The 21,636-nt window shown below is 47.2% G+C and carries 18 protein-coding genes and 5 pseudogenes; 8 read left to right on the top strand and 15 right to left on the bottom strand.

The genetic code is table 11. The features are described from left to right. Positions 1–26 precede the first annotated feature (26 nt). The 8 genes and pseudogenes from ychF to QUE23_RS07315 form a co-directional block, all read right to left on the bottom strand. Positions 27–1,127, bottom strand: a complete 1,101-nt coding sequence (gene ychF, locus QUE23_RS07350; RefSeq protein ID WP_286348411.1) for a redox-regulated ATPase YchF — start codon at positions 1,125–1,127, stop codon at positions 27–29. Further along, positions 1,128–2,569 (bottom strand): annotated as a pseudogene (locus tag QUE23_RS07345) (leucyl aminopeptidase). Positions 2,570–2,581: 12 nt separating this feature from the next. Then, on the bottom strand, positions 2,582–3,181 hold the full coding sequence (locus tag QUE23_RS07340) for a DedA family protein (protein ID WP_286348410.1): 600 nt from the start codon (positions 3,179–3,181) through the stop codon (positions 2,582–2,584). Between the two features lie 3 nt (positions 3,182–3,184). Continuing rightward, positions 3,185–3,733, bottom strand: coding sequence for an adenine phosphoribosyltransferase (locus tag QUE23_RS07335; protein WP_286348409.1), 549 nt, complete (start codon positions 3,731–3,733; stop codon positions 3,185–3,187). Positions 3,734–3,741: 8 nt separating this feature from the next. Continuing rightward, positions 3,742–4,074 carry a hypothetical protein gene (locus QUE23_RS07330; RefSeq protein ID WP_286348408.1) on the bottom strand — a complete coding sequence of 111 codons (333 nt, stop codon included), beginning with the start codon at positions 4,072–4,074 and terminating at the stop codon, positions 3,742–3,744. Next, positions 4,068–4,502: a ribose 5-phosphate isomerase B gene (rpiB, locus tag QUE23_RS07325; RefSeq protein WP_286348407.1), complete on the bottom strand. Its 435-nt coding sequence runs from the start codon at positions 4,500–4,502 to the stop codon at positions 4,068–4,070. The genes QUE23_RS07330 and rpiB overlap by 7 nt, the downstream gene beginning before the upstream one ends. A 1-nt stretch (position 4,503) precedes the next feature. Next, positions 4,504–5,384: pseudogene (lepB, locus tag QUE23_RS07320) on the bottom strand (signal peptidase I). Between the two features lie 19 nt (positions 5,385–5,403). Next, positions 5,404–6,252, bottom strand: coding sequence for a bifunctional 5,10-methylenetetrahydrofolate dehydrogenase/5,10-methenyltetrahydrofolate cyclohydrolase (locus QUE23_RS07315; RefSeq protein WP_286348406.1), 849 nt, complete (start codon positions 6,250–6,252; stop codon positions 5,404–5,406). Between the two features lie 59 nt (positions 6,253–6,311). Between QUE23_RS07315 and QUE23_RS07310 the strand changes: the two genes are divergently transcribed. Then, positions 6,312–6,680 (top strand): c-type cytochrome, encoded by a 369-nt coding sequence (locus tag QUE23_RS07310; RefSeq protein ID WP_286348405.1) that lies wholly within the window; start codon positions 6,312–6,314, stop codon positions 6,678–6,680. On the opposite strand, the gene thiC is transcribed toward QUE23_RS07310, so the two are convergent. Then, positions 6,677–8,011, bottom strand: a complete 1,335-nt coding sequence (gene thiC, locus QUE23_RS07305; RefSeq protein WP_286348404.1) for a phosphomethylpyrimidine synthase ThiC — start codon at positions 8,009–8,011, stop codon at positions 6,677–6,679. The genes QUE23_RS07310 and thiC overlap by 4 nt on opposite strands. A 166-nt stretch (positions 8,012–8,177) precedes the next feature. On the opposite strand from thiC, the gene ispF reads away from it, so the two are divergent. Together ispF and QUE23_RS07295 are read left to right on the top strand one after the other, a co-directional pair. Further along, positions 8,178–9,359: a 2-C-methyl-D-erythritol 2,4-cyclodiphosphate synthase gene (gene ispF / locus QUE23_RS07300; RefSeq protein WP_286348403.1), complete on the top strand. Its 1,182-nt coding sequence runs from the start codon at positions 8,178–8,180 to the stop codon at positions 9,357–9,359. Continuing rightward, positions 9,352–10,269 carry a response regulator transcription factor gene (locus tag QUE23_RS07295; protein ID WP_286348402.1) on the top strand — a complete coding sequence of 306 codons (918 nt, stop codon included), beginning with the start codon at positions 9,352–9,354 and terminating at the stop codon, positions 10,267–10,269. The genes ispF and QUE23_RS07295 overlap by 8 nt, the downstream gene beginning before the upstream one ends. Before the next feature lie 12 nt (positions 10,270–10,281). On the opposite strand, the gene QUE23_RS07290 is transcribed toward QUE23_RS07295, so the two are convergent. Genes QUE23_RS07290 through tsaD form a run of 3 tightly spaced genes read right to left on the bottom strand, consistent with a single transcriptional unit; the run spans position 10,282 to position 13,509 of the window. Continuing rightward, a complete protein-coding gene (locus tag QUE23_RS07290) occupies positions 10,282–10,839 on the bottom strand; it encodes a ComF family protein (RefSeq protein WP_286348401.1) in 558 nt (185 codons plus the stop codon). Then, on the bottom strand, positions 10,840–12,435 hold the full coding sequence (locus QUE23_RS07285; RefSeq protein ID WP_286348400.1) for a methyl-accepting chemotaxis protein: 1,596 nt from the start codon (positions 12,433–12,435) through the stop codon (positions 10,840–10,842). A 54-nt stretch (positions 12,436–12,489) separates the two neighbouring features. Beyond that, a complete protein-coding gene (gene tsaD, locus QUE23_RS07280) occupies positions 12,490–13,509 on the bottom strand; it encodes a tRNA (adenosine(37)-N6)-threonylcarbamoyltransferase complex transferase subunit TsaD (RefSeq protein WP_286348399.1) in 1,020 nt (339 codons plus the stop codon). A 61-nt stretch (positions 13,510–13,570) separates the two neighbouring features. On the opposite strand from tsaD, the pseudogene QUE23_RS07275 reads away from it, so the two are divergent. The 4 genes and pseudogenes from QUE23_RS07275 to hypE all read left to right on the top strand — a co-directional run bounded on the left by QUE23_RS07275 (position 13,571) and on the right by hypE (position 17,762). Continuing rightward, a pseudogene (locus QUE23_RS07275) lies at positions 13,571–14,570 on the top strand (agmatine deiminase family protein). A 6-nt stretch (positions 14,571–14,576) separates the two neighbouring features. Continuing rightward, positions 14,577–15,239 (top strand): acylphosphatase, encoded by a 663-nt coding sequence (locus QUE23_RS07270; protein ID WP_286348398.1) that lies wholly within the window; start codon positions 14,577–14,579, stop codon positions 15,237–15,239. A gap of 17 nt (positions 15,240–15,256) precedes the next feature. After that, complete coding sequence (locus QUE23_RS07265) at positions 15,257–16,762, top strand: Kae1-like domain-containing protein (RefSeq protein ID WP_353622247.1); 1,506 nt, start codon at positions 15,257–15,259, stop codon at positions 16,760–16,762. Between the two features lie 10 nt (positions 16,763–16,772). After that, entirely contained in the window at positions 16,773–17,762 is a 990-nt protein-coding gene (hypE, locus tag QUE23_RS07260) for a hydrogenase expression/formation protein HypE (protein WP_286348397.1), read from the top strand. Between the two features lie 181 nt (positions 17,763–17,943). On the opposite strand, the gene QUE23_RS07255 is transcribed toward hypE, so the two are convergent. Both QUE23_RS07255 and tnpA read right to left on the bottom strand, forming a co-directional pair. After that, entirely contained in the window at positions 17,944–18,174 is a 231-nt protein-coding gene (locus QUE23_RS07255; protein ID WP_286348396.1) for a hypothetical protein, read from the bottom strand. Positions 18,175–18,336: 162 nt separating this feature from the next. Beyond that, positions 18,337–18,730, bottom strand: a pseudogene (gene tnpA / locus QUE23_RS07250) (IS200/IS605 family transposase). A 35-nt stretch (positions 18,731–18,765) separates the two neighbouring features. Between tnpA and QUE23_RS07245 the strand changes: the two are divergent. Beyond that, positions 18,766–20,043, top strand: a pseudogene (locus tag QUE23_RS07245) (RNA-guided endonuclease InsQ/TnpB family protein). A gap of 1,282 nt (positions 20,044–21,325) precedes the next feature. On the opposite strand, the gene QUE23_RS07240 reads toward QUE23_RS07245, so the two are convergent. Beyond that, on the bottom strand, positions 21,326–21,568 hold the full coding sequence (locus QUE23_RS07240; RefSeq protein ID WP_286348395.1) for a TdeIII family type II restriction endonuclease: 243 nt from the start codon (positions 21,566–21,568) through the stop codon (positions 21,326–21,328). Positions 21,569–21,636 lie beyond the last annotated feature (68 nt).

Below are 21,636 nucleotides of genomic sequence, written 5' to 3'. Positions count from 1 at the left end.
GCTACCAAAATAGGCTATTATAACACCTAAACATTGAATCTAAAGTGCATCACATCGCCATCTTGCACGATGTAGTCCTTGCCCTCCACACGCAGTGCTCCCTTAAGCTTTGCCCCCGCCTCACCTCCATAGGTGATGAAATCCTCGTAAGCGATCGTTTCGGCTTTAATGAAGCCCTTTTCAAAGTCTTTGTGGATCACTCCGGCGGCTATGGGCGCGCTAGAGCCCTTTTTAATCGTCCAAGCCCGAACCTCTTTGACCCCAGCCGTGAAGTAACTCATCAGCCCCAAAGCCTTAAAACCTAGGTGAATGATTTTGTCTAACCCGCTGCTTTGCGCGCCCAAACTTTGCAAAAACTCCAAAGCTTCGCCCTCTTCCATCCCCACAAGCTCTTCTTCTAATTTGGCGCACAAAGCCACAAACCCCGCCCCTCTCGCTGTGGCTAATTCTTGCACTTTCAGGGCGTGATCGTTCAGTCCGCTTAAGCGCGCCTCATCCACATTTGCCACAAAAATGACCTCTTTTGCACTCAAAAAGCGCAGTTCTTGATTTAGGGCAACAAACACGGGATGCTCTCTATCTTTAAAGCTGCTCGCGGGTTTTAATTCGTTCAAATGCGCTAAAAGGGCGTTGGCAACTTCTAGGCTAGCTTGGGCTTCTTTGCTGGTTTTAGCAAGCTTAGCCAGCTTTTCTAGGCGTTTTTGCAAGGTTTGTATGTCGGCTAAAATCAATTCCACTTCAATGGTTTCAATGTCGCTTAAAGGATTGACCTCTCCGCTCACATGCGTGATGTCATCGTCCTCAAAACAGCGCACCACATGCAAAATCACGGCGCACTCTTTGACATGGGCTAAAAACTGGTTGCCTAGCCCCTCGCCCGCACTCGCCCCCTTGATGAGCCCCGCAATGTCCACAAACTCCACACTAGAGTGTTGGATTCTCTCAGGTTTGACAATGTCTGCCAAAACCTTTAAGCGGGCATCGGGGACATCTACGATCGCCTTATTGGGGTCAATGGTGCAAAAGGGGTAGTTTGCACTCTGCGCGTTGGCACTCTTGGTTAAGGCGTTAAATAAACTAGACTTACCCACATTGGGCAAGCCCACAATGCCGATAGACAGCCCCATTTACGCCAAAATATCCAAAACAAATTGCACGCACATACGCACACCCACACCGCTTGCTCCCGCCACATTGACATCCCATTCTTTTTCAAGGTAGGCAGGTCCGGCAATGTCGATGTGTAGCCATTTGTCCTTGTATTCCTCGCGAATAAATTCGCTTAAGAAAACTCCAGCTGTGACAGCCCCGCCGTAACGCCCGGGGGAAATGTTAGCGATGTCTGCCATTTTAGAATCTAAAAGTTTGCGTAAATGGCGGTTAAAGGGCAATTTGCCGACCAACTCTCCACTTTTAAGGGCGGATTCTTCAAATTGCGTTTTAAGCTCCTCGTTATTGCCCATGATCCCACTGGTGTAAGAGCCCAGTCCCACCACACAAGCCCCCGTGAGCGTGGCAAAATCCACGATCAAATCGGGCTCTAAATCTTGGGCGAAACTGAGGCAATCGACCAGCACCAAGCGCCCCTCGGCATCTGTGTTGCGCACCTCAATGCTCTTGCCCTCTTTGGAGATCAAAATGTCATCGGGGCGGTAAGAGCTACCCGAAATCATGTTTTCAGCCAAACCTAGCACGGCGTGCACCTCTGCCTCAGCGTGCAGGTGGGCTAGGGCGTTGATCGTGGCAAGCACCGCACACGCCCCACCCTTATCGGCTTTCATGGTAAGCATATACTCAGCGGTTTTAATGCTAAGCCCGCCACAATCATAGGTCAAGCCCTTACCCACTAAAACGATCTTTTTCTTGGCATTTTTGGGTTTGTAAACCAAATGCACGAGTTGGGGGGGGTTGGCTGATGCGGCATTGACAGCTAAATAAGCGTTCATGCCCTTTTCTTTGAGATAGTCCTCCCCGTGAATAAAGCACTCTAGCCCGTTCTTTTCGGCTAAATCTTTGGCTTTCTTGGCGACATAGGGCGCGCTGGCGACATTGGGGGGGTGTTGACAAGATCGCGCGCCAAATTGACATGTTCGACCACGATCGCAGATTTATCTAAAATTTTTTGCAAAGTTTTTAGATGTTTGTCTCCCCCTAGGGCGACAAAAACTTCTTGTAAATGGACTTTACTTTTCTTTTCTTTGTAGGTTTCAAATTCATACATGCCAAATTGCAAGCCTGTGAAAATCGCCTCCATCGTTTCCTCTAAGGCGTGTTTATGCACGCTGTGTTTGGCGGTGTAAAGCCCGATTTTTGCGCTTTTCACGCACTTTTTGAGCGCACGCACAGCGTGAAACGCGGCTTCTCTAAACAAATGCACGTCATTTTTAGCCACGCCCACATATAAAACCTCGTTTTTTTGATCCCAAAACACACCCTCCCCCTCATAGTTATGGCTTTGCAATAAATGCGGATCAAGGGCAACGCTTAGGTCTTTATCAACAATAAAAACAATGGCAACATCCGCCTTAAGGGCATCAAAAGCACTTGTCTCTAACTTCAGTGAAAACATTCGCATCCTTTACTATTGAATTTCTTGGATTTTTTTATCCATCTTCTTGGTGTGGGATTGAAAATACCACACGACAAACCCCACAGTCACCAACAATATTAGTATAAGAAGCCAAGGATAATGCTTAATCAACCTCAACAAATCAAAAAGTTGTTCGCCAAAACACCACGCCAGTGAAATGGTGATCGAAGCCCACACAAAGGCACTTAAAAGATTGATGGCGGCGAATTTAAAGGCGCTGTAACGGGTGAGCCCAATGCTGATGGGGATGATGGTGCGCATGCCATACATATAGCGCTGGATGAAGATCACAAACCAGCCGTATTTTTGCAAGAGCAAATGCGCTAGAGCGAGTTTACGGCGTTGTTTTTCAAGCTTTTTGTTTAAATAGGTCTTGCTTGTGCGCCCGATGTAAAAATATATTTGATCCCCGCTAAAGCCCCCTAAAGCGGCCACACTGATTGCCAAGAACATATTCATGTGCCCTGCATAGCAAGCCATGCCCGCTAAAATCAAGCCGATCTCCCCCTCTAAGATGCTCCAAAAAAAGAGAATCACATAGCCCCAGCTGGCGGCGTAATTGTTCCATAAATTCAAAATATGAGCTTCCATGCCCTAAGAATCGTACTCCAACACGCTAAAGGCACTCACTTTTTCAGAGACCTTCTCCAAGCCCCCAAATTCATTTAACGAGATCAAAAAGCACGCCTCCACACAGTGCGCCTGTAACTTCTCCAGAAGTCCTAAGCTTGCTAAAGCCGTCCCCCCCGTGGCGATCAAGTCATCGATCAGCACCACATGCGCATCGTTGAGCTCCCTAAAGGCATCGGCGTGGATTTCTACGGTGTCCGTGCCATACTCCAGCTCATAAGATGCGCTTAAAGTTTGGTAGGGCAGTTTGCCCTGTTTTCTGATCGGCACAAAGCCCGCTTGCAGGGCGTAAGCCAACGCCGCGCCTAAAATAAACCCCCGCGCCTCAATCCCCACGACAAAATCTACATTGTGTAATTTATACCGCTCCCTCAAGGCATCTATAAGTGCGCCAAAAAGCACGGGGTGGTTGATGAGCGGGGTGATGTCCCTAAACAAGATCCCGGGCTTGGGGTGGTTTTGTACCTCTCTAATGGCTTCTCTTAGCTGGGCTTTTAATTTTTGGCTAAACATCAATGTCCTTATAGCAATGCCTCAATTTTTTGTTCTAACTCTCTAATACGGGCTTTGTATTTGTCTGTTTCTAGGCGGTATTGGGCGTTGCGCTGTTTTAAGACTTTAACTTCATCTTTAAGGGCATTCATTTCGTGGGTGAGAATGTCAATATTGCCCAAAGAGCGTTGTAATTGCAACTGGTGTTTTTGGATCAACACCTCCGCCTCTTGCAAAGTGAGTTTCATGGAAGCCGAGTATTTTTCTTGTCTTTTTGCCACCGAGCGGTAAAAGAAAGTCCGCACCGCCATGTAACAGACAAACAACACCATAAGGGTGATGACCATCCATTGCGCTAACACTTGAGAGCCTCAATTTTGTCTAGGCGCGCCGTGTGCCGCCCGCCTTCAAACCCTGTTTGTAAAAAGACCTCCACCATGTCTAAAGCCGCTCCAAAACCCACGATATTCTGCCCCACACATAAAATATTGGCGTTGTTGTGTAGCCTAGACATTTTTGCCATGTAGGCATTGGTGCATAGGGCGGCTCTAATGCCCGCAAAGCGGTTAGCCGCAATGCTCATGCCAATCCCACTCCCACAGACCAAAACCCCACACGCATGCACTTGTGTCAAAAGCCTTTGGCAAACTTCTTTAGCGTGATCGGGATAATCCACCCTTTCACCCAAAGGGGGCTTATACACCTCTAGGCTGTGGCTGTTTTTGAGCTGCTCCTCTAAAAAGGCGCACAAGTCTAACCCGGCATGGTCGCAACCCAAGATCACATGCATTTTAGTCCTCCTGTGTTGGCAAATGGTGTCTTTCTGTCATTTGTGCCTCTAGCCCTTTCACGCTTTTAAACATGCGCTGCCAGCGCACGGTGAATTTATCTCTAGGTTTTTCACCCGCCTCTATGCTATTAGACAAATTTAAACTAAAGTAAATGAACCACGGCGTGCCGACAATGTGGCTATAGGACACACTCCCCCAAAAGCGCGAGTCGCTGCTGTCATCGCGATTATCACCTACCATAAAGTAATGGTCGGGAGCGATTTTAGAGTAAAAGGCGTTTTCGCCATCTAAGTCTATGAGTTCCATGCTCACGCCCATTTGGCTTTGGATTTGGTGGCTAGCTAGAGCAAGCATGATCGGATAGGCTTGGTTGTGTTTGCTGTAAAAAATCCCCAAATGCTTGTCCTCATAGGGGCAAAGACAAAGTCTTTGCCCAAAAATTGCTGCACCTTATGCTTGGCAAAGTGTTTAGAAATGTAGTTGGGGTCGGTGTCGCTCTCTTTGGGGTGCAAATAAAAGCCATCTTGTTTAAAAATGACCTCATCGCCCCCAGTGGCAAAGAGCCTTTTGACATAGTAGCCCTTGTTGGTGGGCGGGATAAAGACCACCACCTCACCTCTTGTGGGGCGTTTGCCCTCGATTAAATGCCCGTTGTGCTTGAAGTCGGGAAAGAGCGGAATGTCTAGCCATGGCAAGCGTGGAATGGGGATGCCATAACTAAATTTTTTCACAAAGAGCATGTCGCCCTCGTAAAGGGTGCCGACCATAGAGCGGGAGGGGATGACGAAGGCTTGCGCTACAAAGAAAATCGCTAACAGCACTAAAATGATCGTCCCCGTCCAGCTCATCACAAAACGGCGCAACGCTTGAAAGAAACCCATAAAACCCCTTATTTAAAATTTAAGCACAGCCCTTAGCGGCGTGCAAAGTGTTTTGTAAAAGGCAGGCGATGGTCATCGGCCCCACACCCCTAGGCACGGGGGTGATGAAACTCACTTTATCCTTTAAACTCTCAAAGTCCGCATCGCCCACGACCTTGCCCTCCACTTTATTAATGCCAATATCCACGACCACCGCCCCCTCTTTGACCATGTCCGCTTTTAATAATTTGGGTTGCCCCACCCCCACGCAGACAATGTCCGCTTTTTTGGTGTATAGGCTGATGTCTTTTGTCAAAATGTGGCAGAGACTGATGGTTGCTCCCGCGTTTAACATTAAAGACGCTAGGGGCTTGCCGATGATGTTGCTCGCCCCCACAATCGCCACATCTTTGCGCTTAACTTCAATGTTGTAATGCTTTAAAAGCTGCATCACCCCCATCGCGGTGGCAGGCAAAAAGCCCGTGTATAGGCTATTAGAGTAAACACGCCCCACATTGAGCGGGTGGAAGCCATCCACATCCTTATGCGGGGCGATCGCCTCGATCACCCGCCTCGTGTCTATGTGTTTAGGCAGGGGCAGTTGGACTAAAATTCCATGCACACTTTTATCCTGGTTGTGGGTGTCTAGCAAGTTTAAAAGCTCTTCTTGGGGGGTTTGCTCGGGTAAGGACTCTACGATACAATTAATCCCCACCCGCACGCAGGCTTTGGCTTTCATGTTGACATACAACACGCTGGCGTTGTCTGTACCCACCAACACCACCACCAACTTAGGGCAAAGTTGCAGGGTTTGCTGCAAGGTTTGCACCTCATGGCGCAAAGCCTCTTCCTTTAAGCGTGCTAGTGCGTAGCCATCTAGTAAAACCATCGCCCAACTTACTTTGAATTTTTACGCTATTATAGTCAAAAATTATTGAAAGAAACGGCTTGCTTAAACAAAGTGTGCTTTTGATCGGCGTTTTGCTCGTGGGTCTTTTTGGTGCAGACAAGCCCAAAGACGGCAGTTTCATCACCATTTTAGAGTACGGCAAGGAACTTTACAACAACCCTAGAAACATCAGCTGTGTGAAGTGCCACGGGATCAGCGGGCAGGGGAAGGTCATCACCCGCTACACCACCGCCACCAACCAAGAGCGCATTTTTAAAGCCCCTCCCATCAACAACTTTGCCAGTGTCGTGGACTTTGCAAACGCCCTAGAGCGGGCTAAATCCATCATGCCCCGCTACAATCTCACCCCCGATGAGATCAAGGCGATTTACTATTACATCCGCTCCACCAAGGACAAGCAGCCCTAAGCCCCCTTGTAGTTCTTAAAAATGTCTTGGCTCACTTTGTAGCTGCAAAACTTAGGGCCACACATGGAGCAAAACTCGGCTTCTTTGAAAACTTCTTGGGGCAAGGCTTCATCGTGGTACTCTCTTGCCCGATCGGGATCTAAGGCAAGCTCAAATTGCTTGTTCCACTCAAAGGCATAGCGCGCATCGCTCATCAAATCATCGCGCACGCGGGCATGGATGCGCCCCCTGGCGATGTCGGCGGCATGGGCGGCGATTTTATAGGCTAAAATCCCTTCTCTAACATCTTTGGCATTAGGCAAGCCTAAATGCTCTTTAGGTGTCACATAGCACAGCATCGCCACGCCCTTGTAAGCCGCCAAGCACGCTCCGATCGCACTGGCGATGTGGTCGTAGCCAGCCGCGATGTCTGTCACCAAGGGTCCTAGCACATAAAAGGGGGCCTCGTTACACAATTCTTTTTGCAATTTGACATTGCGCTCGATTTGATTCAAGGGCACATGCCCGGGGCCTTCAATCATCACTTGCACATCTTTTTCATAGGCTCTCTTAGCCAGCTCACCAAGCACCTTTAATTCGGCGAATTGCGCGGTGTCGCTGGCATCAGCAAGGCAACCCGGGCGCAGCGAATCGCCTAAACTCAAGGACACATCATACTCTTGGCAAATGGCTAAAATGTCGTCAAAGGCTTCGTAAAAAGGGTTTTGTTTGTGATAATGCATCATCCATGAAGCCATTAAACTGCCCCCCCGGCTCACAATCCCCATTTTACGGCGGCTCACAAAGGGCATGTGCTCGAGCAAAAACCCGCAGTGGATGGTGAAGTAACTCACGCCTTGTTTGGCTTGTTTCTCCAGCACTTTTAGCATGGTGTCGATGTCTAAACGCATCACATCGTTGTTGACATCGTGTAAGATTTGATACATCGGCACCGTGCCAATAGGCACGCTTGAGGCGGCGATGATTTCTTTTCTAATCATGTCTAAATCCCCGCCTGTGGATAAATCCATCACCGTGTCCGCGCCGTATTTAATGGCAATTTGCAGTTTTTCTACTTCCCCTTGGGCGGAGTGGACGATCGCCGAACTGCCAATGTTGGCATTAATTTTGGTCTTGAGCGCAATGCCAATACCCATGGGCTCTAAATTCCTATGTTGTATGTTGGCGGGGATGATGAGCCGCCCCCTAGCCACTTCTTTACGCACCAGCTCAGGGCTGATTTCTTCAACATTTGCAATGTAGGCCATCTCTTCAGTGATGATCCCCTTTTTGGCGTAATGCAGTTGGGTCTTAATGCGATCTGTGCGCTTGTCTATATAATCTCTTGGCATGCTTCTCCTTTGTTGAAAAAGCACCACACTAACACAAGCGTGTAAATGTAGGCTTAAAGTCTGCCCTAACACCCCTTTAAGCTAGAAAATACTAAAATCTGCCTTTGGTTTTTTTTGGTTTAGCTAGAGTCGATGGATGGGGGTAAAATTCACCTAAAGGGTCCATTTGCAGCCACGCCAAGATCTTTCGCTCATTTTAGCCGCCGCAGGGACAAGCAACCGCTTTAGTCCCCATTTGCCCGATTTCCCCCACATTAAAAAACAATTTTGGCGTTTAAACGGCGTGCCCTTGGTGCAAAAAGTCTATGAAGATTTTGCGCATTTAGGGCTGTTCGCACAAGTGTTTGTGTTGGTGTCTAACCGCTTAGAACAAGTTTATTTAGAACAGCTTTTATGCGGCATCAATTTAAGCATTTTGGTGGGCGGGGCCAGCCGCCAAGAGTCGGTGCAAATCGCCCTAGAGCGCGTGCAAACCCCCCTGGTGATGGTGAGCGACATTGCCCGTTACCAAATAGACTTTAGAGTGCTAGAGCGGCTCTTAGAGCGCATGCAAGGCGGACTAGATTGTGTCGCCCCGGCGATCAGCTCTACGGACACGATGGTCTATTACAACCCCACCGCCATCCCCCCCTACCAAGCCCTAGATCGCAAGCGGGCTTTAAGGGTGCAGACCCCCCAAATTTGCCGCACTTCTGTGTTGAAGCAAGCCTACAAGGCGGGGGAATTCACCGATGAAAGCAGTGCCATTTTAGGCATCGGCGCGCATGTGGCCTACATTGAGGGCAGCCCCACCCTAGACAAGCTCACCTACGCCTACGACCTGCCCCCCCACAGCACCCGCACCACGACCCACACCGGGCTAGGCTTTGATGTGCATGGCTTTGAAGTGGGTCGGGTGATGAAGCTGGGAGGGATTGTGATCGATCCTAGCGATTGTGTAGATTGCGGGTTTAAGGCGCATAGCGATGGGGATGTGCTCTTGCACGCGCTCATAGACGCGCTCTTGGGGGCCATTGGCGGCGGCGACATAGGGCTGTATTACAGCGACAAAGACCCTAGTTTCAAAAATAAGGATTCGGCACAAATGTTACAAGAAATTTACCAACTCGCACAGAGTGTGGGGCATTTTGTAGAAAGGATAGACATGACTCTTTTTGCCGACATGCCTAAAATTGCCCCTTATAGGGCGTTGATTAAGCGAAATTTGGCAGAATTGCTAGACATGAAAGCAGCAAATATTAACCTAAAAGCCACCACCTTTGAGGGGCTGGGCTTTGTGGGTAGAAAGGAAGGCGTGGGCGTGCAAGTCTTGGTGCAAAGCCGCGCTCTATGGGTTACCCATGAATAAAGTTGGCAGTGTTTTAATCATTGAGGATGAGGTGCATTTGGCCCAAAGCATTCACTCCGCTCTAAGCAGTGCGGGCTATCAATGCCAAAGTGCCACGAGCATCTTCCATCATTTCAAAGAGGATTACGATGTGATCTTGCTCTCGTCTAAGGCGTGCGTGGATCGGTGTGAGCTCTTTGTGCGCAAGAACGCCGGGGCGATCATCATCATCATGTCCTCTTTTGTGAGCGAGGATGGAGTCAACCGCCCCCTAAAAGCGGGGGCCAAAGACTACATTCTAAAGCCCTTTAAAATGGAGGAGCTCTTAAGAAAAATCACCTACCACCGCTCTTACCAAAAGGCGATCGAGCGGGCGAGTGTTTACGAAAAATATTTGGACTTCAGTGCCCAAAATTGTGAGGTAGACATGCGCGCCGATCACAGCTTCCCTTTGATTTTGCAAAGCCACGCGCAGATCGGAGCAGACATGTTCGTGTTAAACTACGCCCGCTTGCACGGCTTTTACTTGGAGTTTTTCTCCTTAAAAAACCTAGAGGATTTGCCAAAGCAGCCCAAGTGTTCTAAACACTCCGAGCGCTCTTGCATCGCCTACTTCACGCATTTGGAAGTGCTGAGTTTAAAGGAGAGAGAGAGGTTTTTAAGCACTCTTGAAACCCACAACGCCATTGTGAGCTTTGTGGGGCAAGAGAGTTTAGACTACGCGAATTTGCTCTCTTTAGAGAGCAGCCAGCCCACCTTGTCCTTCAATTTGCTCTCCATCCAAGACTACGAGAAAAGTGCCATCCAGCAATTCAGTGCGTCTTACACCGACACCGAGCTTGCCAAGCGCCTAGGCATCAGCCGCAAGTCCCTTTGGGAAAAACGCCGCCGCTACAACCTGCCTAGAAAACCGCCCCAATTAGAGGCTTAAGTTTTACGGATGCTAGGCTTTTGCTAGCACCAGCGCAAAGGCGACTTTTGCCCCCGCCGCTTTGAGGGTTTGAATCGCTTGGCGTAGGGTCGTGCCTGTAGTTAAGACATCATCCACCAAAAAGTAAGCCAAACGAGAATCGCCTTTAAAAACAAAACCCTTGGGGTTTTGCTTGCGAAACTCCAAACTTTGCCCGGCGTAGGTGATGTTTTTTATGGCGCGTAATTTGTTATAAACGGGTTTGCAAGGGCTGTTAGCGCAGAGCGCGCGGGCGATGGCGGCGGTGTGGGAATAGCCCCGCTTGATGTGATCGTCAATGGGCAGGGCATAAAGCGACTCTTGTAGCAATGGCTTTAACAAGCTCTGCACCCTTGAGGCCAAAAGGGGCAAAAGGCGGCTGCCTACAAGGCTGTATTTGCTCTTTAACAGCAGCTCAATGTCATCATAGGTATAAAAGCTCAAAACGGGGATGTGCTCTAGTCTGTGGGTCTGTAGACGCGGGGCTAGCTCAGTGTAGCAGTGCTTGCAAAGGGGTTTAAAACTCCACACCCCGCAGCTAAAACAGCGCATTTAGACCTTGAACTTTTGGAACTCCCCAGCCAGTTCTTGGTTTTTCTGTACAATTTGGGTGCTGTGGTTCTCTAAATTGTTGCGCACTTCCTTGACTTGCGCAAAGATTTGGATGAATTCGTTGATGACATGGTTCAACTCTTCCATTTTTGCCACCACGACCTTATTCTGCTCCACGGTGTTTTGAGACTTCTTTTTGGTTTGGACTAAATTGTCCTTTGCGTTTTGCGCATCCGTGATGAGCAGAGAAGTTTTTTCAGACACTTCTTGCGACTGCATCGCTCCATTTTGTACCCGTTCGCCCATGTTCTCAATGCTTTGAGTCACCATATTCACCATGGCGGTGATCTCGCCTAAAGACTTTTGTGTTTTTTCGGCCAAATTACGCACTTCATCGGCAACCACCGCAAAGCCCCGTCCGTGTTCTCCGGCTCTAGCTGCTTCAATGGCGGCGTTTAGAGCCAATAAATTTGTTTGGTTGGCAATTTCCTCAATGATGGAGAGGACATTTTTAATCTCAGAGGCATGTTTGACAAGGGCACTTGAGTCTGTGGCGATCTCTTGTTGCATTTGCACGGACACTAAGATCGAATCCACAGAGTTTTGGATTTTCGTGACAAACTCGTTTAGGATGATGTCGGTGGCGTCTAAATTGGCGATCGTTTCGCTCAGGTTGTTTTGCGCAAGGCGCAAGCTCTCTCCAGCTTCTTGGTTAATGGCTTTTAGGTTTTCCACCGAATCTAATTCCTTGCGTCCCGCTTCTTTTAACCGGCCCGTGGATTCTCTCAAGGCCTGCCCCACTTGGTTGTTGTCCTCCACAATGCCCTTACCGATGGAAACGATCCCGGCAATTTTGGCGATGAATTGGTCCACGTTAGAGGAAACCGCAGCGATCTCATCGCTGCCTACAATGTTTAAACGGCGCGTTAAATCCGCTTCTTGCGAGGACACCAAATCCTTGGCGGTGTTTTTCAAGCGGTTTAAGGGGCGCACGACTTGTTTTTGCACCACAAATAAGAGCAAAAGAATGATGACGATAGAAATGCTGACCATCCACGAGAGGGTTTTTATACTAGAGACGTTGGCGTTGTTGTAGGCCTGCTCTAATGAGAGCTTAACCTCCATCACCCCAATCATGTCTCCTGGCTTGTTGTTGACATGGCATTTTATGCAAGTCGCATCGCCCACCAAAGGCTGCAAAACCAACACATGCCGCCCATTGCCCTTGCCCTCCACCACCACTTCTTGAGGGGTGTTTGGGTTATTGAAATAGTTGCGGATACGTGGGTCCTTTGTAAACTCCGTGTTTAAGGCAAAAAGCTTGATGTCGCCCTGTCCGGGGTAAAATTTCATTTTAACGCCCGGTAGTTTGTTGCTGTCGTCTATGGCTTTATAAATGGCTTTGGTTGTCCCCACTGTGATGGCTTGCACAATGGTGTTGATGATGGAAGCGTTGATGCTTTTAGCCACAGCTTTGCCCTGTGCTTCGGCCAAATTTGCGTAATCTCTTTGGATCAACATAAAGATCAGCAGCGCAAAGAGGCTGAGTAAAATCACCAAGTATGTTAAAGCCCGGGTTTGCAAACTCTTAAACACTTACACTCCTCGTATTACAAATGATAAACGCCTATCGTAGCATAGCAAATAAAATCAACCCACATAGGGTAAATAGGTGTGTGGGCTGATGTCTAGGGCGTGTATTGGGGAAAAATCTTTATTTTTATAGCACTCCACGCCCAGCCGCGCCACCATCGCTGCATTGTCGCTGCAAAACTCTAAGGGGGCTAAGAGCAAACCACACCCAAACTCTTCACAAAGGGTGTTTATGCACTCTCTTATATAAGCATTTGCGCTCACCCCCCCCACAAGCCCCAAAGTTTTAATGGGGCTGTTTGCCAAATGGCGGCGTAAATTTTGGAGCAAGTGGGCGGTGGCTGTCTTTTGAAACCCGGCACACAAGCGGGCTTTAAAACTCTCGCTTAAACTTCCCCTTTCTCTCTCTTGCAAAATAGCCAAACGCACGGCGTTTTTCAGTCCCGAAAAGCTAAACGCTAAACCCTTGTGGTCTTTAAGCGGGAGGGTGAAGTTTAAGGCTTCTTGGGGGGGGCAAGCTTTGGCTAATCTTTCTACGACAGGCCCACCCGGATAGCCTAAACCTAGCATTTTAGACACCTTGTCAAAGCTTTCGCCTAGACTGTCGTCCATGCTTTTGGCAACGATTTTCATGTCTTTGGGGCTGTGGGCTTCTATGATTAAAGTGTGTCCGCCCGACACGAGCAACACACTTAGGGGGAACACCAAAGGCCTATCAATGAAGAGCGAAAAGATATGTGCTTGCAGGTGGTCTATGGAGATTAAGGGGATTTTTAGCCCCAAAGCTAGAGCTTTAGCCAGCATAAGCCCCTCTAAGAGTGTTACGCTAAGACCGGGACAGGCGGTGATGGCAATGGCCTTAAGCGCATGAAAATCACCTAAAAAGTCCTTTGCCCTTTGGGCTAAAAGGGGGAGGTTTAGCGCGTGTAGGCGCGAGGCAAGTTCAGGCACCACGCCCCCATAGGGGCTATGTGCGCTCTCTTGAGAGATTTTAGAGTGCCAACACAATTTGGCGCTACACAGGTCCGTGAGCGCAAGCGCGCTGTCATCGCAACTGCTCTCAATGCCAAGCAACATGATACTCCTTGTGCGCTATACTTGTGCGCTATAATATCTAGCATTATACTAAAGGGACGCTATGAAGAGATTAAAGGCCGAGTGGGAAGAGCAAACAGCCGTTTTAATGGCATATCCGCACGCTGCCACAGATTGGGGGGCGTATTTGGACGAGGCGCAGGCGTGCTTTATCAACATCATTAACGCTTTGAGCTACTACCAAGAAATGATTGTTTGCGTGCATCCTAACGACACTGAAAGCCAAGATCGCCTAGCCACAATGAGCCAAGTGCAGATCGCCTTGTGTGATAGCAACGATACATGGGCGCGCGATTTTGGTCCTTTGTGCGTGGAAACAAATGGCATCGCCCTTTATTTAGATTTTATCTTTAACGCGTGGGGGCAAATACCAAGCCCACTTAGACAATGCGATCAGCTCCAAGCTCGCCCAAAAGGGATTGTTAAAGCACCCCCTGCGTTTTGTCAACTTCGTGTTAGAAGGGGGGAGTGTAGAGAGCGATGGAGCGGGGACGATCTTAACCACCACTTCTTGTCTTTTAAACCCCGATCGCAACCCTAATTTTGACCAAGCCCAAATCGCAGGGGTTTTAAAACAAGAGCTCGGGGCGCAACAGATTTTATGGCTGGATGTGCAACCGCTAGAGGGGGATGACACAGACGGGCATATAGACACTTTGGCACGCTTTTTAGACTCAAATACGATTGCCTATGTGCGCTGCGATGATAGAAACGACCCGCACTACGACAATTTAAAGAACATGGAGGCGCAATTACGCCACTTTAGAAATATAGAGGGGGAAAAGTATGAACTCTTGCCTTTACCCATGCCTAGTCCCAAAATTTATCAAGACACCCGCCTTCCTGCCACTTACGCGAACTTTTTATGGGTGAATAATAACAACCAAAAGGTTCTGTTTGTCCCCACCTATGACGACCCCGCCGACAACAAAGCACTGCAAATCCTAGAGAATCACACAGGGGTTGAGGTTGTGGGCGTGGATTGCTCTGTGCTGATTCGCCAAAAGGGGAGTTTGCACTGCGCCACTATGCAACTTTACTAGGGCACTTTGGTTAAGCTCATCATCAGCGGACGGGTGCAGGGTGTGGGCTTTCGCCCCTTTGTTTACAACACCGCTAAGAAACTAGGCACAAAGGGCTTTGTCTGCAATGTGGGTGGACAGGTGGAGGTGGTGCTAGAAAAGGCGCATTTAAAGGCGTTTTTAAAAGAGTTGGAGCACAAGCCTAACAAAGCCCACATCACAAGCATTAGCCAAGAAGACACGCCCTATCAAGATTGCGCCTTTTACATCGCCCCAAGTCGGGGGGTGGATTTAAGTCTAAAAGACAATTTGCCCCTGGATTTAGCCATTTGTCAAAGTTGTTTAAAGGACACGAAAGACCCCAAAAGCCGTTTTTATCGCTACCCTTTCACGGCGTGCGCCCATTGCGGACCGCGTTTCAGTTTGCTTGAGAGTTTGCCCTACGATCGCCCCCAAACTTCTATGAAGGATTTTCAACTCTGTAAAGATTGCGCTAAGGATTATAACGACTCCACAAGTCGGCGTTTTTTCGCCCAAACTTTAAGTTGCCCCAAATGTCCCATCACTTTAAGCTTTTACGACAAAGAGGGCACAAAGCATGAAAACGCCCTAAAGAAAACCATCAATGCCCTAAAAAGGGGGGAGGTGGTGGCACTTAAGGGCGTGGGGGCTTTGCGCTCACCGCTCTAGCCACAAATAAAGAAGCCATAGAGCAAATCCGCACACTCAAAACCCGCCCCTTTAAACCTTTAGCTTTAATGGTTGCCAATACACAAGAGGCGTTAAAAGGCGTGTATTTAAGCCCTCTAGAGCTAAAAGCCCTAAGGTCCAAAGAAGCCCCCATAGTGCTCGCCCAAAAAAAGACAAATCTTTATGACCACTTAGCCCCTAATCTAGACACTTTGGGCGTGCTCTTGCCCTACACGGCTTTACACCATTTGGTTTTACAAAAAGTTAGGGCTATCGTCTTTACCAGCGCAAATTTAAAGGGTGAGCCGATCATCACGGATTTCAAAGAATTGCAAGCCAAATTGCCTCATCTGTGCGTTTTAACACACAACCGCCCCATTTTGCACGGCATAGACGACAGTGTGGTGCGCCTTGTGGCGGGGCAAATGCGCCTTGTGCGCCTAGCTAGAGGCTTTGCCCCCTTGCACCTGCCCTTAAGTGCTCCCAAAAACACTTTGGGTATGGGCGGACACAACAAGGCAAATTTATGTTTTATCCATAGAGGCTGTTTGGTTACGCCAGAACTTAGTGGACTTTCTAGCACTGAGAGCTGTGGACGCTACCAACAAGCTTTAAATTTTTACACAAAGCTTTACCACAAACCCGAAATTGTGGGGATAGATTTGCACCCACGCTATCTCTCTAGCCAAATAGGTAAAGCACAAAACACCCATTTTAGAGAAGTGCAACACCACCACGCCCATTTACACGCCTTATTGGCCGAGTGGGGATTAAAACATCCCTTTAAAGATAGGCAGGCCGTGATCGCTTTTATTTGCGATGGCTTTGGGCTGTCGCAAGCAAAAAGCCTTTGGGGCGGGGAAGTCTTTTTAGCCACCTACAACAAAGGCCACTTCCACACCAAACATCTACATAGCTTACAAGCCACCCTTTTACCCAGTTCTGAAGTGTTGTTAAAAGATTCTAACAGCATAGGCTACGCTTTGGCATGCCAGCACAATCTAGCCTTTGCCCCCTTGCTTTTAGAGCCCACAAAAGCACAAAACATCGCCACTTTACTGGCTAAACAAATCGCCACAATCCCTAGCACTTCTGTGGGGCGTCTATTCGACGCTGTGGCGAGCTTTTGCAAAGTGGGCGGGCTCAACACTTATGAAGCCCAAAGCGCTATGCAATTAGAAAGCCTAGCTAACACCCACAACAGCACAGATGCCTACCCCTTTGCTATCCAACAAGACATTTTAATCGCCCCCATGCTAAAAGCCATGGAGGCAGACATTTTAGCCGAGCGTTACGCTTTGGTGGCTAAGAAATTCCACAACACCCTAGCCCACATCGCCCTAAGCCTGTCCATGCGCTACAGCTTGCCTTTACTCTTAGGCGGGGGGGTGTTTTTAAACCGCCTGCTAGGCGACACTATCAAAGAAATTTTTAAAAAGAGGGTGTTCTTTTTGCCTGCGCTTTTACCCCCACAGATGGGGCTTTGGCTTTGGGGCAAGCGCATTTTGTGGCAAATTCGTTAAAAGGGTAGGCATGCAAGTTGTGGGTTTGAGTTGTGGCAATGGGGGCAAGGAAGGTCGAGACTTTGTCGATCGAGTCTTTAAGCCCTATTTGCAAGATTTTTTAGTGGCTGAGGGTGAAGATGCAGGGGTGTTTAAGGCTAAAGGGACAACCGCTGTGAGCACCGATAGCTTTGTGATCGACCCGCCTATCTTTAAAGGGGGAGACATTGGCAAGCTTTGCGTGTGTGGGAGTGCAAACGATGTCGCAATGGGCGGCGCACGCCCAGAGTATCTAAGCATGGGCTTTATCTTAGAAGAGGGGCTGGAAATCAAGTTATTGCAACAAATTTTGAGCTCGATTAAAGAACAACTACACTTAGGCGGGCTCAAACTGCTCTCTTTAGACACGAAAGTCGTGCCTAGGGGTTGTGTGGATAAAATTTTTATCAACACCACCGCCTTAGGCCCCGTGCTTTATCCAAACTTAAGTGCAAAAAATTTAAAAGAGGGGCAAACCATTATTGTGAGCGGATCTGTCGGCACACACGGGGCGTTGATCTTTGCCCAGCGTGCCGAAGTCCAACTAAACACCCCTTTAAAAAGCGATTGTCGGCAATTATTCCCCTTGTTAGAGCCCATTTTTAAGAGTGGATGCAAACTCCACGCTCTAAGGGATGCGACAAGGGGGGGGTTAGCATCCGTCTTGCACGAGTGGGCACAAAGTTCAGGCGTGGGGATAGAAGTAGAAGAGGAGAAAATCCCCATTTTGGAGGGGGTTAGAGGGGTGTGTGAGATTTTGGGCTTAGAGCCCTATGTTTTGGCGAATGAGGGGATGTGTGTGTTGGGTGTTGAAGCGGGCGATGCACCTAAAATTTGTGCTCTTTTGCAGGAGGGAGGCGCTAAGGAGGCACGCATCATCGGGCAGGTTGTGGGCGGGTGTGGCGTGTCTTTAAAAACCCCTTGGGGCTCTAAGCGGCCTTTAGACATGCTAGAGGGCGAGCTGTTGCCTAGGATTTGTTAGATGCTAAGTTAACAACTCTTTAGATGCCTTTGGGTTTTTAAAACTCTTGCCCGATTCTAATGTGGATTTAGCCATGATAAACCCATTTCATCATCTCAAGATGGCTAAGTGGAACTGCTTTAAAAGCGGACAAGAGTTTTTAAGTTTAGTTAGGCGTGGTTTGGTACGCTCTTGCCAGTGCTCAAAACCACATGTAGCCATACTTGGTGACAGCCACGTGAGAGGGGCAAGCGTTGCACTTGCTTCCACAGCATAGTTTCTCATATTGATGCGCGCATTGAGGTCTCTTAAGGTGGAGTGTTTGACAACATGGGCAGACAAAATTTCTAAGACGCAGTGGCTTTTTATCAGTGTTGCTCCCACAAGTGCCGCAGATTTGAGAGCTGGGAAAGTATTGGTCAATCTTTGGCAAAGTTTTGCCTTTCCAATCAGCTTTGTGTTTTAATAGACTAATCAGTTGAGACCAACGCGCATTGGCAACTTTTGGCCAACTTACCTACCCGCGCGTAAAACTCCGCCCTTCAGGGCGGAGATGTAAGCGCCTAAACGCTAAGTAACCAGTGACCAATACAACTTAGATAGGTGTTTCTTGTTCTTGAATATAACGTTTAATCAGCTCCAAAGGAGCGCCGCCACAACTGCCGGCAAAATAACTAGGCGACCACAAGTGATTGCCCCACAATGTATTACAAATACTCTTAAACTGCTGGGTACGCGCTCTCCTAGAACTCACACCCTTTAAAGAATTGACTAGCTTAGAAATGCTTACTTTGGACGGGTACAGACTCTCCATCAAACTCTACTAACTCGCTTTCAAAGTCCTCACACACTTTTTTAAAGACTTTGCCTAGAAAATCTATCACCTCTTTGCTGAAAGCCTTACGCCTATACTTAGTTATAAACACCAAATGCATATGCAAGACAAAAACACAGTGTCCACCGTGCCTTACATCATCAATTTTTCTCATAGACCAATATTAATATAATTGTGCTAAACTCAGGAGTGCGGATCAATAAGGGCTTTAAATACTGCTTGTTCCCTACAAAAGAGCAAAAGGCTTGACTCAAGCACCATTTTTTCGTTTACAACCAAGCCTATCACATCTGCCTAAACTTGCAACAAGAGCAATACAACACCAACAAAACTCTAGAGAAAAGCCAAAGGCGGTGGTTAAGTTCTAGTGCCCTAGATACAAAGGTCAAGTACCATCTCAAGCAAAGAGATTTAAATTTTTCTAGTGTCGTGGCGCAACAAAGCCGTATCAACGCCCAAAAGGCCCTCAAAAGTGCTTTAACCCTCAAAGATAGAGGTTTCCCTAGATTTAAAAACTCCAAGATTACTAAACAAAGTTTCAATTGGAACAATCAAGGTTACTCCATTAAAGATTGCAACACACGCTTTAAGATTTTAAGACTCATGCGCCAAGACTTTAAGGTGCGCTAGTCTAGGGATTTGCCCAAAGATTGCACCATTAAACAAATCACTTTTTCTTGTTTGAATGGACGCTATTTTGTGAGCTTTGGTGTGGAATACCATAAGGACATCACACCTTTAAAGACTTTAAACCAACAAGACAAAGCCATAGGTTTAGATTTGAATATCCATGACATTGCTTTAAGTGATGGGACTCTCATCCCCACATACTCTAAGACATTTAACTTAGCCAAATACGATTTAGCCTTTAAAGACTACAAAGAAAACAGAGCCGTAGGGTTTAAAGTCCAAACAGACCAAAACAAAACTAGGAAGGAATTTTTACAAATGCCAAAATTCTTTGAATGCCATTTTTACTAAATCCAAATCTCAAAAAGAGGATAGGTATCACAAAATCACAAGCGGACTTTCTGACAAGTTTGAATTGGCAGTCGTTGAGGACTTGCAAGTCAAGAATATGACAAAGCGAGCTAAACTCAAAAATGTGAAACAAAAGGGTGGCTTGAATAGGTCTATCCTCAATGCCTCATTCTACCAAATCACTAAATTCTTAGAATACAAACAACAGCACAATGGCAAACCTTTTGTGAAAGTCCCTCCGCAATACACGAGTAAAACTTGTCATCATTGCGGAAATATCAACCACCAACTTAAGCTAAGTCATCGAGAGTATTGCTGCCTTGTATGTGGATACACAGAGCATAGAGACATCAATGCCGCCAAGAATATCTTAAGAGCGGGGTTAAAGTCTTTTACTAAAGAAGCTGTCGCTTTGGGTTAGGAACTAGCCTTGCAGACTCTAAAATACAAAGCCTTTCGAGCTTAAGAAACGCTGGTTTCTGTTAGTTAGGAAGCTCCTCCCTTTAGGGAGGGGTGGTTCACAACCCCTTAACCATCTCTCGTTAGTTTTTTTGCTACGTTGTGTTCTTTTGCTAGAAACCAATTGTCTCATATTCCTAGCACCTCTAGGCATAGGGAATTTACCTCTTTTAAAAGCTAAAACGAACTTCGTTTAAGACTAGGTAATCGACCCGGATCATGAACCCGATCATAAATCTGTTTGTCCCAAACGAAAGCCACGCGTTTGTGTTCAAATCCCTATCTTCACCCAGCTTATATGGAATTTGCCATTTAAGGTCCGGTTATCCACAATGAGCAGAGGGCAGCCATCGGCTAATATTGATGATGCGTCAAGCAACATTAAGTCTTTTAATTTGAGGGTAGAGCACTTAAAGTTTGCGGATCTTAAAAGATACCATACCTGAAACCCATATTTGTACTTTTACACACTTTGGATTGCATTTTTCCATCATAGTTCTAGAGGTGGATTTGTAGTGAGCTACAAATAAACAGAATCTTTACTCTGTAATTGGTGACATGCTCAGTGCTATAGCTTGAGGAAAGTTGCTTGTGGATAAGTTCTCGATGTTTTGCATTTGCGCTTGAATGTCTGCAAACTTTCTTTTGGCGTGGGCGTTTAAGCTATCTTTTTAGAACATCAAGTGTGTTTTTAAAATACATGAATCCGCTAACACAACCTCTCTTGCTCTTTGTTCCTCTGCCTCCTTTGCTATTCACTTAACTCTCTTTCTCTTTCCACCATCAACTGAGTTTCTCTTAAGTTCCACGGCTCATCTTTTTCCCTTCTTTTTGTTTTTCTTTATACTGCTGATTGTTCTCTGAGTTGGCACATTGCACCTTGAAGTCAAAGTACTGCACTTTGTGGTCCAAATTATCATGGCAGTAGATCACAATAAGGTTTTCACAAATTTGCTGTGGGGTTGATCCCAAACCCTCCACTAAATTTTTTGCCCCAAAGGCTTTAATATTTGTATCACTATCGCAAAAGTGTGCTAGATCGGCTTCTAGCTCTGTGTAGCGTGTACTTAAAAATGTGCCCTTCTTTTTTTATTGCAGTAAAACAAAATAGGCACAAGTGTGTTGGGCGTAGTGATGGACAAGTCACGCAACAAATAGACATAGGTTTTGATGAATTTGCGGTTAATGTCCATGAATTTACCCGTGTCGTGGTCGTCATTGTATGTATTTCTAAATAGTAGATTTTTTGGCTTTCTTGGTCTTTAAAAAGCATGTCGATGTCGTGGGTGAAGTGGATCAAAGTGGCGTTTTAGCCGTTTTGTAAAATTTGGGCGCAAAGTTGCTTAAAAGCACTTTCCAGCTCTAAGTTTTCTGTTTGGCATTGGGTGATGTATTGGTCTATAAGAGTTTCGTTAGCCTTGCTTAAAGCAAATTTGTTTTTCTTTTGCCTGCTGTATTGCTCTAAGATTTTATAGTGTGGCTCTTTAGCGATTAAGTTTTTCGTCAGCACTTCGATAAAGTTGCCAAATTGGATATGCGCTGTGTTAAGCAAGTCTAGACACATTTGACCCGAGGATTACAACCTGCAGAGGTGGCCCCAATGTAAGTTTTAGTGCTTGG

This window comes from Helicobacter felistomachi (assembly GCF_030296895.1).
Lineage (GTDB): Bacteria > Campylobacterota > Campylobacteria > Campylobacterales > Helicobacteraceae > Helicobacter > Helicobacter felistomachi.
The sequence above is the reverse complement of the archived record's forward strand: the minus strand, read 5'-3'. Positions and strand labels throughout refer to the sequence as shown.